This window comes from Bacillus sp. N1(2025), assembly GCF_053470005.1.
The window spans coordinates 64472-78129 of record NZ_JBLTJB010000003.1 but is presented as its reverse complement, the minus strand read 5'-3'; the positions used below and the strand labels follow the sequence as shown (position 1 = coordinate 78129).

Sequence of the window (13658 nt, the reverse complement as noted above, 5' to 3'; positions counted from 1 at the left end):
CGATTGAGCGGGCTAATTTATCTTGTACAAAGCTTATCTTTACATTCTTCTTTTGGTTCGGCATCAACCGTATATGACAATATTTCTTTATTGCCTGGGTCATATAGACCTTCAAACTCTTTTTTTCCATTAGTATAACCCTTAACACTAATACCGCCCATTGGGTTAATATAGTAATCCTCAGAAAAATGGATATCTTTCACATTTTTATAGTTCGTTGTTAAAAACTTTTTCATATGATTCTGGGCTTCTTCGAATAACGCAATCTCTTTTTCCTTTCGATCATACTGATGCTTCATAAAAAGTCCCCCAACTGCTATAATTATTAAAATAAGGATAATTATGTACTTTTTCTTTTTCATTTGGAAATCAACCCTTTCCTATAAATAACTGTCGTTCTTAAGTAAACGAAATGAGCGAAAACTTGATATGAATATACTTTCAGCATGTCAAAAGCAAAGCTAACCAATTCAGAATTCATCGCGATTGTTGCTGACAAGTTAAGATTGGAACTTAAAGCGAGTGAAATGCTGATCTGACGTTTTTCCTATCGTTGAGTTGTCATGATATTTGTACCGTTAATATCGGAGATACCTCGACAAATGAGACGGTAGAGGCGATTGGTCTCAGGAATAGGTTTGAACTGTATGAGAAACATATCACGAATTTTGTAAGATAATTAAACAAAATAAATACCCACTCATCCCTGATGTGGGTATTTTACCTTTCTTCGGCATTGACCACTGAAATACCTATCTCCTTGTTCGTTGGATCATATATACCGGAAAATTCTTTTTCTTTATTATTATTTATGTAGCCTGAAACTTCAACTCCGCCTGTCGGATCGATATTGTAGTCTTTTGAAAAATGAACTTCCTGTACATTTTTATAGTCTTTTTTTAAGTAATTCTTCATGTGCTCTTGCGCCTCAATCACAAGTTTTTCTTCGTTTTTATGTTTATCATATTGACGCTTCACGAAAAAACCTCCCACTGCTATAATTATAACAATTAGGATAATAATGTATTTTCTCATGCGTATCATCCTTTCGGAACTATTTTACAATATAAGAAAGGTGATGTATATATGCCAAAAGGAAAAGAAATAACCGTCTCTAATGTCACAGATAAAGAATATTACCGTTTGAGTCAAGCAGCTTACAATTATAAAATGTTAGCCCTGCATATGAAATATAAAACTCCTTATAAAATAAGTAAGACGTCATATTGGTACGTTGAGAAAGTGAAGCAGGATTCTGATACGGGTCTTGATGCCTTTGTATTCTCAAAAGGCATCAAGTCCAAAAACGGAAAATGGATAAAATCAAAAAACCCCGAAAACGTGGTCGTCGCCTTCGCAGGCACTGATCTCGCAAAAGACTCGATCAGTGATGGAGTAAAAGCCGACGGCGGCAACATTGTTTTGGGAATCGATCCCACCAAAGAAGGTCAATATGTCATTAAAAAAGATGCGAAAGACACGTCTAAAACACTCGGAAAATATAACGGCACACCTTCTCAAGACGCCATGCTCACAACCGGAAAGTATAAGCTGATGACGAAAACATCGCAAATTGATCAAGCTGATCAGCTGGTACGCAGCGTAAAGAAAAAGTATGCCGGAACGTCAACGATTATTTCAACAACCGGCCATTCACTCGGCGGCGCTGAGGCCGAATACAGCGCGGTGAATAATGATGTGTATGCCGTCGCGTTTAACAGTCCTTCCGTCGTGAAGCTGCACGATGAAGAAACACAGAAAGAGATCAACAGCGGCATATATGATCCTTACATCCGGTCAATTATCAATCCGGACGACATGGTCGGGGCAGGTTATTGGAACGAATATGACCGCCACAACGGGACAACGATTTACACGAAAAACCCCTCTCTCTCACAGTTCAGCCGAAAGCAGCGGCTTGATGGGAAATTGAGCGAGCAGATCGGAAAAAATCTCGCTTATTTCTTCACTACCGTCATTCTGAGAAATCCGGATACACACGGCTTAAACGAAGCAAATTTCGTGTTCGACAGAAACGGAACTATCGCAAATCCGAACGGAGATGAATTAGTCTTTGATAAAAACCTCGGCGCTCTTCTGCCGGCCGGTGCAATCGGAAGCGCAGATACAATAAAAGTAACGCCGACAAACGCAAAGAAGCTGGCTGAAAAGGTGCAGGCTATGACTGAGGATTTGCGGACGATGAAAAAAGAAGCGCAAAACGCCTATCAAGAACACGATGAAAAAATCGCCGAGCTGAAAACGGAATTTTACGGCCAAGTCGGACACGGCTTGTATGATCAGCTTCAAGCACAGGACGTGACCAATACCATTGAAGATATTGCGCTATCTTACGATAAAGGCCCGATTTTTTATGACACTCAGGCTGAGCAGGCGTTTATTGATTCTTTGCAGGCAGCGATCACAGACCTTGAAGAGATCGGCGGATTCTTACATAAAATAGCAGACGAATTTCAGGAAAAAGACCAGATGCTCGCAAACTGGTTAAGATGATAGAGGTGGATACATAATGCCGACATTAGACGAACTTTTAGAACACAAGGACGATCCAATGAAGAAAATGCTGCAGCGGCAGATGCTGAAAACAGGGATGACGCAGGCAGCGGGGACAAAATTGGAGACAGTGCGCCGAACGCTGAAACCGACATTCGAAATGGATACGTTGAAAGATGAATTATATGAAGTGTATTCAGCACTATTGAACAGCTTTGAAGGCAAGGCGCAAAAAGCTCTCGCGCAGCGGATCAGTGAAAGTGCGCGGCTGATTGCCGGCACCGAACATAACAGAGACACATTCGTTAACAGTTTCAAAACAAGATAAAATAAAAAAACCTCACAGATTTAACATCTGCGAGGTTTTTCCTATCGTCTTAACTGAGACGCGCTCGGAGGGATTCGAACCCCCGACAGACGTGGTACCGGAAACCACCGCTCTATCCAACTGAGCTACGAGCGCACGTTTTTTCAATCAGATACCTTTATATTATAATAAAGAAACGCACAGAAAGCAACTCTTTTTTGATAATGCAACAACAGGATTATGCAGCTTCCTCATGCAGCATAATCCTGCATCGTATAACGGCATTGATTTTCACAAAAAAACCATTTCAGGCGGACTGCCCCCGGATCGGTACATTTCCAGCCACTTCAGAAAAAGCACATTTCAGCTTTTTTTCCAAATGTCCTTTAACGTCCAATAGGTGAATTCCTCAACCTTTACGGCGCCTTTCTCAGAAAACAGCTCAATCCCCAATCTGCCTTCATTCGGATAGATACGGCTTGTCATCGTTGTTTCTCCATGATTGGCGAATACTTCAATCGAGGATCTGTCAATAAAGATACGCAGCGCCAGCTTGCCGTTTGTATCCGTCTGCACCCTTCTCACACCGTCTTTCGCTTTCCCCATCTTGGTGCAATCAAGTGTCAGCTTTTTATCCGTCAGATTGTATGTCAGCACAAGTTCTTCTTCGTCAAGGCCGCCAATCTTAAAACCTGCCGTTTCGGCATCAGAATCGTTTATATCAAACACGACTCGGACTTCAAGCAGGTCTTCGGACGTCTTTGCCAAGTAACTCCCTGAAACCGATCGTCCGGCACATTCCCGATATTCCATTTTCCGCAGCTGCTTGGTTTCTTCCACGGGATTCATCAAAAGTTTATGATCATCACGCAAAGTCAGTTCTCGCGGCAAAGTCAGTGCACCGCACCATCCGTCCGCTTTTGTCGGCATCTCAGATTCCCACATATCCATCCAGCCGATGGCAATTCTGCGTCCTTTATCATCTAATAATGTTTGCACGGCGTAAAAGTCATGGCCGTGATCCAGTTCTTTAAAAGCGCCGTGTGTAAATTTGTTTGTTTCATCATGATAGTCACCGATTAAATAACCGGTTTGATGTAAATTTTGATAGGAATCACCGTCCGCCTCGATCCCCTGGGGCGAAATCAGCAGGACATGTTTGCCGCCTAATTCAAAGAAATCAGGACATTCCCACATATAGCCGAGATTACCGTCACTTTGGGCGAGAACCCCCGCGTATTCCCAATCACGCAAATCAGGTGAACGGTATAAAACGACCCGTCCGACGTTTTCTTTTGAGGAGTTGCCGATGACCATATACCAAACATCGCGATGCTTCCATACTTTCGGATCGCGGAAATGACGGGCGCTGTCTTCCGGCGGTTCCGCAATAACAGGGTTTTCCTGAAGCTTTTCAAACACGGTTCCATCTTGGCTGACAGCGATATTTTGAGTTTGATAGAATAGGTCTTTCTCTTGATCAATTATATTATGTCCTGTATAGATGAGGGCCAATCTTCCATGATCATCGACCGCGCTTCCCGAAAAACAGCCGCTTTGGTCGAATTCATCCCCCGGAGCTAAGGCAACCGGCAGGTGCTCCCAATGAATGAGATCTTTACTTTTTACATGTCCCCAATGCATCGGCCCCCAATGCTCATCATACGGATGATGCTGAAAAAAGACGTGGTATTCTCCTTTAAACTGAATAAGTCCGTTCGGATCATTGATCCAATTCGCCCGGGGCATAATATGGTACCCCAATCGATATCTTTGTTTCACTTTACCCTCGGCTTCCTTCAAAGCTTCTTCCGCCTGCTGAATTCTATCCATTTGTAACATCCTCTCTATCCGATTTTTTGCAGACGCTGGACACGCCTGCTGTTTTGTTTCGGGCCCAATAAAGTAAATATGGAAATGACGGTAAAACCGAAGACGACGATTCCCATGATGAGATAGGTTTGACGGAACCCCGCACTGTCATATAATCCTCCCGCAAGCGGCGACAGAATCGACGCGCCTGCCTGAGATGCGAATTGAAAACCGACGAGATAAAGGACGGACGACAGACGCGTATCAAAATTGGCAGCCAAATATTTAAAAACGGCGATCAGCATAATCGGCAGTTCCAGTGCGTGGATGAGTTTCATTGATGAAATGCCTACAGGTTCAACTGCAATTCCCGACCCGACGATGCGGAAAGCCATTAAAAACCCCGCTAAAATCAAACTGTTTTTCGCCCCGAACTTATTGACGATAAAAGGGGCAAGAAACATCATACCGGCCTCCAAAAACACTTGGAATGAATTCAGATAGCCGAATACTTGGTTACCCGTCGACACTGAAGGAAACAAAGACGCATAGTAGATCGGGAACTGCTGATCATATACACCGTAAATGCAAGTCACCCCGATAATGTACATCATAAAAAACCAGAAATCTCTTAGTAAAAAGAGCCGCCCCACATCTTTTAACCGGACCGAACCCGCTCTGTTTTTCTCATGATCGGTCATTTCTATTTTTACAGACATGATGATGGCCGTTAATATGACGGCTGAAACAGACGCGATCCAGAAGTTGATATTGGGATTGATATTGAAAAGCTGACCTGCAAAAAATGCAGCCGCCGCCCAGCCCAGCGAGCCCCACATTCTAGATTTTCCATACTCGAAATCATATTTACGGCTGACCTTTTCAATGTACGTTTCAATCGCGCCTATCCCCGCCAAAAAAGCGGCTCCCAAATATAAGCCTCCGACAACGGCGCCAAGAAAGACGTTGTATTGTAAAAGCGGTCCATAGACGAAGATATAAAACGGACCCGTGAATATGAGAAGACAGCTGATCATAAACAATATCTTTTTCTTCAGCCCCAATTTGTCAGAGATAAAACCGTAAAGAGGCTGCATGCACAGGGCAAATACGGCGTTTACAGAAAAGATAATGCCTGTCGCTGATCCGTTTAAATTGATTTCCTGCCCTAACCAAATCGCAAATAAAGAATAGCTGGAAGACCAAGTAAAAAAGAAAAAGAAGAAATAAGCACTCAGTTTCCAATACAGACTTTTTGAGCTTTTCATTTGCACCGCTCCTTTAATAGGACCTTTTAATAGCCGTTTTAGAGCCGCATACTTCCTTCTTCATTTTCATCACATACATGCGAGCTCCGAGTAAGCGCTTACCTAACATCGCTGCTTAATTCTTTCACTTTATTGCCGCCAGCCTTCTCTCCATACCCGCCACTTCCCTTCAACCTTTAAATAAAGCGCTTTCAAAGAGAATTGTATGCCAACCGGTTCCATATGTCAATCGGTTGACATATAATTTTCTGATTATTTCAATCAAACAAAAACGCACCCTCTTTATATGAAAACAGAAACATGGAATGTCCTTGCACATGTCAGCCTGATTCTCTAAAATAAGTGCGTGACGGAAATTGTAAGCCATTTCAGTAAGCAGGAGGGCACGGGAATGAAGCCTAACATTCATGATGTTGCGAAAATAGCGGGAGTTTCATCTACAACCGTTTCGCGGGTATTAAATAACCGCGGCTATATCAGCGAAAAAACAAAAGAAAAAGTGTACAAGGCGATGGAAGAAATCAATTACTTTCCAAACGATCTGGCCCGCTCTTTATTCCGAAAACGAACCAATTTAATAGGACTTATCATCCCAAACTCCAGCAATCCGTTTTTCGGCGAACTCGCCTTTCATATTGAAAGCATTTGTACGTCCATGGGCTACAAACTGCTGCTTTGCAACAGTTTACATCGAAAGGATAAGGAAGAAAAATATTTGGAGATGCTGATAAGAAACCAAGTGGACGGCGTGATCGCCGTGACTTACAACCGGGGAATTCTCAATGATCACAAGCAAAATCTGCCGATTGTCGCCATTGATCATTACTTATCGGACACGATTCCCGTCGTCGGCTCAGATAACTATGACGGCGGAAAAAAGGCGGCAGAACTGCTGATTGAAAAAGGGTGCCGGCACATCGTCCATATCAACGGCCCGCTTGAACTCGAGACACCGGCAAACCTCAGAAGAAAAGCATACGAAGACGTCATGCACGAACACGGACGGAAGCCTATTACATATGAAGTACCCTTTTATCAGCATTACCATGACATTATTTCAACATTATTCGATGAACAGCCTGACACCGACGGAATTTTTGCCAGCGATGATATCATGGCGGCTGCCGTGATGACTGAGGCCAAAAAACGGGGAATAGACATCCCGAATCAATTAAAAGTGATCGGTTATGACGGCACTGAAACCGTTCAATCGGTTCTGCCGGACTTGGCAACCATCCAGCAGCCGATTGAATTGATTTCCAAAACAGCCATCGAGATTTTAGCAAAAGAAATTGAAGGCGAATTTGATGATTTGCCGCTGGAAACGTATTTGCCGGTACGGCTTTTGGAAGGGCGGACAACGTAGTCAGACCCTTCAGCCGTACGTAGCGACGCGATTGCGGTCTATTTTGAGCGCTCCGGCCATATCATTTTCTCAAGCGCCGGTGCTGATCATCCTCATTTCCACTTTGCTGTTTGAACTTTTTGTTTTATGGGAAAAATGGTGTTAGAAGAAAAGGTTGGCATTTTGGTCAGCGTTTTGTTTGACCTTTATTGACCAAAAATGTATCATGTAAATACATACTTACCTAAAAGGTGAAGGAGGAGCATTATGAATTTAATACCTACAGTCATTGAACAAACGAACCGCGGAGAAAGAGCTTATGACATTTACTCCCGTCTTTTGAAGGACCGTATTATCATGCTTGGATCTGCGATTGATGACAACGTTGCGAACTCCATCGTGTCACAGCTTTTATTCCTTGAAGCGGAAGACCCTGAAAAAGATATTTCCATTTACATTAACAGCCCTGGCGGATCAATCACTGCCGGTATGGCAATCTATGATACAATGCAGTTCATTAAACCGAAAGTATCCACGATCTGCATCGGTATGGCCGCTTCTATGGGAGCATTTTTACTTGCAGCCGGAGAAAAAGGCAAACGTTACGCGCTTCCTAACAGTGAAGTTATGATTCACCAGCCGCTTGGCGGAGCGCAAGGACAGGCGACAGAAATTGAAATCGCGGCAAAACGCATTCTCTTGCTTCGCGACAAATTAAACAAAGTGCTTGCTGAACGTACCGGCCAGCCGCTTGAAGTCATTGAGCGTGATACAGACCGCGACAACTTCAAATCAGCTGATGAAGCCTTAGAATACGGCTTAATCGATAAAGTGCTGACACGCAATACAGAAGACCAGAAGTAATGCCCAAAAAACCTGCAAGAGATGATGTCTCTTGCAGGTTTTTTTCACTCTCTGATGCTTTTTAAAACCTTTCCCCTATACTGCTTCCATTCTTCCTTCAACAGCTCAAACGACAATTCACCGGTTTGCCTCACAACCAGATCAGCACCAAGCATCGACTCTTCACGCCCGACACCGACCGCGAACATCCCGGCAGATTTGATTGCAGATATTCCTGCTTCAGCATCTTCTATTGCCGCGCATTCAGCCGTGGAAACACCGAGCAGCGCTGCAGCTGTTAAAAAGATTTCGGGATCAGGCTTCCCCTTCGCAAGAGCCGCCGGGTCAACAATAGCTTGAAAATCATCGATAACCGCCAAACGTTTTAAGATCGCGCGGGCATTGCGGCTAGAAGATGCTAACCCGATTTTTATATGTTCATTTTTTAATTCACAAAGAAGCCTGCCGATTCCCGGCAAGAGATCTTCCGGCGTCAATCTGCTGATCAACGTTTGATAATATTGGTTTTTTTGATGCAGCAGTTCTTGTTTCTCCACATGTGTAAACCTTTTTTCCGCTCCGCCAAAGATCAGTATGCTTTCCAGTGACTCTTCCCGGCTGATTCCTTTTAGGCCTTCATTCACATTCCTGTCAAAGGGAATATCAATTTGTTCTGCGATGTGCTTCCAAGCAAGAAAATGATATTCCGCAGTATCTGTTATCACTCCGTCTAAATCAAAAATAACCGCTTTCATATGCTGATGCCCATCACAGCTTCATAAGGTTTGAGGCTGATACTCTTCAAGTCAGCCGGCTCCTGCGGATAGTTCGAAATCAGGATTTTCCAACGCTCATGGATCAGTTCCGGAGGCGCTTCGAACTGGGCCTTGTCTTCCGACAAATTCACAACGACGAGAAGCTTTTTCCCTTGATATTTACGGATATAACAATAGATTTGCGGATCATCTTCCAGCAGCAGCTGATAATCTCCGTATACCATGATCTTATGTTGCTTTCGTAATTGAATGAGCTTCTGATAGTAATAGAAAATTGAATCTTGATCTTCCAAGGATTCTTTCACATTGATTTCTTGATAGCGGGAATTGACCGCTAACCAAGGGTCTCCGGCTGTGAATCCGGCATGTTTTCCTGCATCCCATTGCATCGGCGTCCTCGCGTGATCCCTTCCTTTTATCATCACGGCTTTGACAAACTCTTTTTCTGACATCGTTTTGTTTTCGATGACTAGTTCACGGTATGCATTTTTTATTTCAAGATCGTCATACATCTCCAGCGGCATATCACTGTTGACCATGCCGATTTCTTCTCCCTGGTAAATAAACGGTGTGCCTTTCATCCCGTGGAGAACCGTTGCGAATGCTTTCGCACACTGTTTTCGCAGCTCACCGTCATTGCCCCAGCGGGAAATCACCCGCGGCTGATCGTGGTTCTCAAAATACAAGGTATTCCAGCCGCTATTCATCAACCCGGTCTGCCACCTTGTCATCGTTTGTTTTAAAGCAATCACATCAAACGGCTTGATCTGCCATTTCCCATTTGGCGAGTTTTGTTCTGTATCGATATCCATATGTTCAAATGTAAAGATCATATTCAGCTCTTGCCTGCCTGCATCCGTATATTTTTTCGCCTCTTCAATATCAGAACCGTTTGCCTCTCCGACTGTCATGCAGTCATAACGAGAAAGCACTTCCCTGTTCATCTCTTGAATAAATTCATGCAGGCGGGGGCCGTTAGAGTGATAACGGCCGACAATAAAGTTTTTGCTGTTATCTGTTTCATAGTCCGGAAAATCGGTATGTTTGGAAATGGAGCCGATCACATCCATCCGCCAGCCGTCAACGCCTTTATCCATCCAGAACTTCATCAGATCATACACTTCCCGGCGAACGGCTTCATTTTCCCAATTTAAATCAGGCTGTTTTTTCGAAAAGTAGTGCAAATAATACTGTCCTGTCCCTTCATCGAACGTCCACGCCGAGCCTGAAAAAATCGATCCCCAATTATTCGGCTCAGAACCGTCCGATTTCGGGTCTTTCCAAAAATAATAATCCCGGTAAGGATTGTCCTTCGACTTGCGGCTTTCAGCAAACCAGGCATGTTCATCCGACGTGTGGTTCACGACCAGATCCATGATGATTTTCATTCCGCGCTGATGCACTTCATCAATTAACTGAAACATATCTTCATTTGTTCCGAATTTTTCGTACATGTTTCTGTAGTCACTGATGTCATAACCGTTGTCATCCTGCGGAGAATCAAACACGGGCGACAGCCAGATCACATCCGCGCCAAGTCTTTTGATATAATCAAGCTTTTTGATAATGCCTTGTAAATCCCCAAATCCATCTCCATTGGAATCATAAAAACTGCGCGGGTAAATTTGATACACGACAGCTTCTTTCCACCATTCACTCATCAGGCATTCTCCTTTCACATCGTTCATTCAGCACCATCGGTTCTCCATAAACTGTGATGGACACCGGTTCTCCTTTGACAAGCTCAAAAATGGCGCGCCTTTCTTCGACCGTCACCTTGATCAAGCGGTTTCGATAATTGATATGGAACGAGTAACCGTCCCATTCATTCGGCAAAAATGGGGTGAATGAGAGCGTTCCTTTTAAAGTACGCATGCCGGCAAACCCTTGGACGATCGCCAGCCAGCTTCCCGTCATTGAAGTAATGTGAAGACCTTCCTCCGTATCGCGATTGTAATTGTCGAGATCAAGCCTTGCTGTACGCTTATATAATTCAAGCGCCTTCTTTTCCATCCTCAATTCGGCAGCGAGCACCGCGTGAATGGAGGGCGATAAGCTTGATTCATGAACCGTCATCGGTTCATAAAATTCATAGTTGCGGCGTTTTTCGTCTATAGAGAAACGGTCAGGAAATAAATAAATGCCTTGCAGCACATCGGCTTGTTTAATAAAGCCGGAGCGGAGGATTTTGTCCCATGACCAATTTTGATAAAGAGGCCGTTCAGCTGGATCTAATTCGTCAACTGATTGCAGGTCTTTGTCCAAAAATGTGTCATGCTGAACGAAAATTTGCAGTTCTTCACTATACGGATAGTACATGTGCCGGATGATTTCTCTCCAGACTTTCAATTCTTCTTCCTGCACATCCAGAAGGCGGCGTTTCTCCGCTGAGATCCTTTCGAGACTTTGCAGAGTATAATCCAACGTCCAAGCCGCAATGACATTCGTATACCAATTGTTGTTAACGTTGTTTTCGTATTCATTCGGCCCTGTGACGCCATGGATCATATACTTATTTTTTCGTTTCGAGAAGTGAACACGGCCGGCCCAAAACCTGCTGATCTCAACAAGAACATCTATACCGTATTCTTCCATATAGGCGCGGTCGCCTGTATATTGGACATAATTGCAGATCGCATAGCAAATCGCGCCGTTGCGGTGAATTTCTTCAAACGTAATCTCCCACTCATTGTGGCATTCATCTCCGGTAAACGTCACCATCGGATAAAGCGCCCCCTTCATCCCCAGCTTGGCGGCGTTCCGTTTGGCAGCCTCCAAATGATGATAGCGGTACAAAAGCAGGTTTTTCGTGACTTCCGGCTCGGCTGTCGCCAAATACATCGGAACGGCATACGCCTCAGTATCCCAATAGGCGGCACCGCCGTATTTTTCGCCTGTAAATCCTTTCGGTCCGATGTTCAAACGGGCATCTGCCCCGTAGTATGTCGAGAATAACTGAAAGATATTGTAGCGGATGCCTTGCTGAAGTTCCTCATCTCCCTTTATCTCTATATCCGCTTTTGCCCATCTTTCCTTCCACTTGGCAATATGCTGCTGTCTCGCTTCTTCATAACCTTGCTTAAGAATAGCCGCCAAAAGCTCCTCCCCTTTCGAAGTAAGCTCTGCTTCTTGAACATCGCGTGAAGTCGTGACAACAATAAACTTTTTCAATGAAGCTTTGTTTTGGTAGCTGAAGCGATTTTCAGCATACATGCCGGAAGTTTGAAAGCTTTGACTGACATAGCCTTCTGTCAAATTTTCCATTAAGGCTGAGACAGTGAAACGCGGCGTTCCGAACGGATTGTCGAGCGTTTTTGCCGTTATGTGCCCGCGGCGGTAATCCGCTCCTGTCTCTTTTTCCTGCCAAAACCGCTCTTGATAGTTTGAATCTTCGTTTACAACATTGCCATCAAGATAAGGAACAAGCGTAATAACGGCGTCCCCTGTCAGACACTCCGCTTCATAATGAATCGCACATAGCTCTTTTGCGGCCAGGCTAAGAAATCGTTCTGATTTGATTCGCACGGTTTTATCCTGAATACGGACAACAGCGCTCCTCCTCAGAATTCCTTCTTTCATATGAAGCTCTAACTCAAATGATTCGAGTCGGTTTTGATAGAGATCGACTTTTTCACAGTCAACATACACATCTATACCAATAAAATTCATCGCATTGATCACTTTTCCGAAATAGTCCGGATACCCGTTTTTCCACCAGCCTACCCGCGTTTTGTCAGGGAACCACACGCCCGCAATATATGTGCCTTGATGGCTGCCGCCTGAATACCCCTCTTCAAAATTCCCCCTGATGCCCATATAGCCGTTGGCAAGAGAAGTCAGGCTTTCCTGCAGCCGTATATACTCTTTTTGAAATGTATTGGTTTTGATTTTCCATTCATCAATCTCAAACAACCGCTGATTTATCATGTCTTCCTCCCGAATGAACATTTTCATTATGACGGCGGGTTTTGGCCATATATCTGAATAAAAAAGCAATCATCAACGTGACGCCGCATGTATGAACCATTAATACAGTAATCAAATCAAAGCGGATCAGCCCGATAGCAGCTGCCGCGAATGCAGGCAGAGCCGATGCGCATATCGCTGCAGAAGCAGCTTCCTTACATGACGCGATATCGATCATTTTTGATAATTTTGCCATCCAGATGCCTCCCGCAAGCACAGCTGTAAAAAATAGCTGGATCAAAAAAATTACTGCGCACCCCAGCATCATGATCATCGGCTTATACTGTGCCAGCCACAATTGACCGATAACAGCCTCCGTTTCATATACGCCCGGGTCCGTAAGCCTGGCGTCCGCTTTCCCATAGCGAACTGAAAACCCCATTCCGTTTTGGTCGGTAATAATCAGCCGGTCAGGCTGGAATATGACCGCGTTGTCATATCCTTTTACACGCAAACGCCCATTTTCACCGTTTGGTTTCCATTCATGCTCCATATCGACTGCCATCAGATGGTTGCCCTCTTCAATTTGATCAAAACGCTGTCCGCCTGTCAGTTTTCCGTTCCTGATTTGAATACCGTTTAATTGTTCGGCAAAACGATCATTCACTGCAGAAAGCGCCGCAGGCATAACCAATTTGAGGCTGAAGCGGTCCATTTTCAAAAACGACATCGTAAACGGCGCCATAAGGCAGGACGTCAAAAACATAAAGAGAAAGGAAAGCTGAAGCCAGCTGAATGTTTTCCCGTAACGGCAAATACCTGACGGAGACACCGACGCTTTAAGACTGCGGATCATAAAGCTTTCATTTTGCACATTCTTCATTGAA

12 protein-coding genes, 1 tRNA gene and 1 pseudogene are annotated in these 13658 nt (G+C 44.2%); 5 read left to right on the top strand and 9 right to left on the bottom strand.

Going from position 1 to position 13658, the window contains the following annotated elements:
* Window positions 1-17: 17 nt before the first annotated feature.
* Window positions 18-362 (bottom strand): DUF1433 domain-containing protein, encoded by a 345-nt coding sequence (locus tag ACNFN4_RS08115; RefSeq protein WP_060674026.1) that lies wholly within the window; start codon window positions 360-362, stop codon window positions 18-20.
* 66 nt (window positions 363-428) lie between these two features.
* Between ACNFN4_RS08115 and ACNFN4_RS08110 the strand changes: the two are divergent.
* Window positions 429-539, top strand: a pseudogene (locus tag ACNFN4_RS08110) (sporulation transcription factor Spo0A); the annotation flags it as partial.
* Between the two features lie 181 nt (window positions 540-720).
* Here ACNFN4_RS08110 and ACNFN4_RS08105 read toward each other — a convergent pair.
* Complete coding sequence (locus ACNFN4_RS08105; protein ID WP_012118522.1) at window positions 721-1035, bottom strand: DUF1433 domain-containing protein; 315 nt, start codon at window positions 1033-1035, stop codon at window positions 721-723.
* Window positions 1036-1086: 51 nt separating this feature from the next.
* Here ACNFN4_RS08105 and ACNFN4_RS08100 point away from each other — a divergent pair, with 51 nt between their 5' ends.
* Window positions 1087-2514 carry a lipase gene (locus ACNFN4_RS08100; protein WP_448200112.1) on the top strand — a complete coding sequence of 476 codons (1428 nt, stop codon included), beginning with the start codon at window positions 1087-1089 and terminating at the stop codon, window positions 2512-2514.
* A 16-nt stretch (window positions 2515-2530) separates the two neighbouring features.
* Entirely contained in the window at window positions 2531-2842 is a 312-nt protein-coding gene (locus ACNFN4_RS08095) for a hypothetical protein (protein ID WP_007407407.1), read from the top strand.
* A gap of 59 nt (window positions 2843-2901) precedes the next feature.
* On the opposite strand, the gene ACNFN4_RS08090 is transcribed toward ACNFN4_RS08095, so the two are convergent.
* The 3 genes from ACNFN4_RS08090 to ACNFN4_RS08080 form a co-directional block, all read right to left on the bottom strand.
* A tRNA-Arg gene (locus tag ACNFN4_RS08090) sits at window positions 2902-2977 on the bottom strand.
* 207 nt (window positions 2978-3184) lie between these two features.
* A complete protein-coding gene (locus ACNFN4_RS08085; protein ID WP_448200111.1) occupies window positions 3185-4654 on the bottom strand; it encodes a glycoside hydrolase family 32 protein in 1470 nt (489 codons plus the stop codon).
* Between the two features lie 14 nt (window positions 4655-4668).
* A complete protein-coding gene (locus ACNFN4_RS08080; RefSeq protein ID WP_448200110.1) occupies window positions 4669-5901 on the bottom strand; it encodes an oligosaccharide MFS transporter in 1233 nt (410 codons plus the stop codon).
* Window positions 5902-6292: 391 nt separating this feature from the next.
* On the opposite strand from ACNFN4_RS08080, the gene ACNFN4_RS08075 reads away from it, so the two are divergent.
* A complete protein-coding gene (locus ACNFN4_RS08075) occupies window positions 6293-7267 on the top strand; it encodes a LacI family DNA-binding transcriptional regulator (protein ID WP_014418949.1) in 975 nt (324 codons plus the stop codon).
* Between the two features lie 246 nt (window positions 7268-7513).
* Window positions 7514-8110, top strand: coding sequence for an ATP-dependent Clp endopeptidase proteolytic subunit ClpP (clpP, locus tag ACNFN4_RS08070; RefSeq protein ID WP_003151513.1), 597 nt, complete (start codon window positions 7514-7516; stop codon window positions 8108-8110).
* Window positions 8111-8154: 44 nt separating this feature from the next.
* On the opposite strand, the gene pgmB is transcribed toward clpP, so the two are convergent.
* Genes pgmB through ACNFN4_RS08050 form a run of 4 tightly spaced genes read right to left on the bottom strand, consistent with a single transcriptional unit; the run spans window position 8155 to window position 13654 of the window.
* Window positions 8155-8844 carry a beta-phosphoglucomutase gene (gene pgmB / locus ACNFN4_RS08065; protein WP_448200109.1) on the bottom strand — a complete coding sequence of 230 codons (690 nt, stop codon included), beginning with the start codon at window positions 8842-8844 and terminating at the stop codon, window positions 8155-8157.
* Window positions 8841-10526 (bottom strand): glycoside hydrolase family 13 protein, encoded by a 1686-nt coding sequence (locus ACNFN4_RS08060; RefSeq protein WP_448200108.1) that lies wholly within the window; start codon window positions 10524-10526, stop codon window positions 8841-8843. Before ACNFN4_RS08060 ends, pgmB begins: the two co-directional genes overlap by 4 nt.
* Window positions 10519-12792: a glycoside hydrolase family 65 protein gene (locus ACNFN4_RS08055; protein WP_448200107.1), complete on the bottom strand. Its 2274-nt coding sequence runs from the start codon at window positions 12790-12792 to the stop codon at window positions 10519-10521. The genes ACNFN4_RS08060 and ACNFN4_RS08055 overlap by 8 nt, the downstream gene beginning before the upstream one ends.
* Entirely contained in the window at window positions 12770-13654 is an 885-nt protein-coding gene (locus tag ACNFN4_RS08050) for a DUF1189 family protein (RefSeq protein WP_285002120.1), read from the bottom strand. Before ACNFN4_RS08050 ends, ACNFN4_RS08055 begins: the two co-directional genes overlap by 23 nt.
* Between the last annotated feature and the right edge of the window lie 4 nt (window positions 13655-13658).

What these genes read in the sequence shown, in the direction of transcription:
- ACNFN4_RS08115 (WP_060674026.1), bottom strand. Translation starts at nt 362, where the DNA reads ATGAAAAAGAAAAAGTACATAATTATCCTTATTTTAATAATTATAGCA.
- ACNFN4_RS08105 (WP_012118522.1), bottom strand. Translation starts at nt 1,035, where the DNA reads ATGAGAAAATACATTATTATCCTAATTGTTATAATTATAGCAGTGGGA.
- ACNFN4_RS08100 (WP_448200112.1), top strand. Translation starts at nt 1,087, where the DNA reads ATGCCAAAAGGAAAAGAAATAACCGTCTCTAATGTCACAGATAAAGAA.
- ACNFN4_RS08095 (WP_007407407.1), top strand. Translation starts at nt 2,531, where the DNA reads ATGCCGACATTAGACGAACTTTTAGAACACAAGGACGATCCAATGAAG.
- ACNFN4_RS08085 (WP_448200111.1), bottom strand. Translation starts at nt 4,654, where the DNA reads ATGGATAGAATTCAGCAGGCGGAAGAAGCTTTGAAGGAAGCCGAGGGT.
- ACNFN4_RS08080 (WP_448200110.1), bottom strand. Translation starts at nt 5,901, where the DNA reads ATGAAAAGCTCAAAAAGTCTGTATTGGAAACTGAGTGCTTATTTCTTC.
- ACNFN4_RS08075 (WP_014418949.1), top strand. Translation starts at nt 6,293, where the DNA reads ATGAAGCCTAACATTCATGATGTTGCGAAAATAGCGGGAGTTTCATCT.
- clpP (WP_003151513.1), top strand. Translation starts at nt 7,514, where the DNA reads ATGAATTTAATACCTACAGTCATTGAACAAACGAACCGCGGAGAAAGA.
- pgmB (WP_448200109.1), bottom strand. Translation starts at nt 8,844, where the DNA reads ATGAAAGCGGTTATTTTTGATTTAGACGGAGTGATAACAGATACTGCG.
- ACNFN4_RS08060 (WP_448200108.1), bottom strand. Translation starts at nt 10,526, where the DNA reads ATGAGTGAATGGTGGAAAGAAGCTGTCGTGTATCAAATTTACCCGCGC.
- ACNFN4_RS08055 (WP_448200107.1), bottom strand. Translation starts at nt 12,792, where the DNA reads ATGATAAATCAGCGGTTGTTTGAGATTGATGAATGGAAAATCAAAACC.
- ACNFN4_RS08050 (WP_285002120.1), bottom strand. Translation starts at nt 13,654, where the DNA reads ATGAAGAATGTGCAAAATGAAAGCTTTATGATCCGCAGTCTTAAAGCG.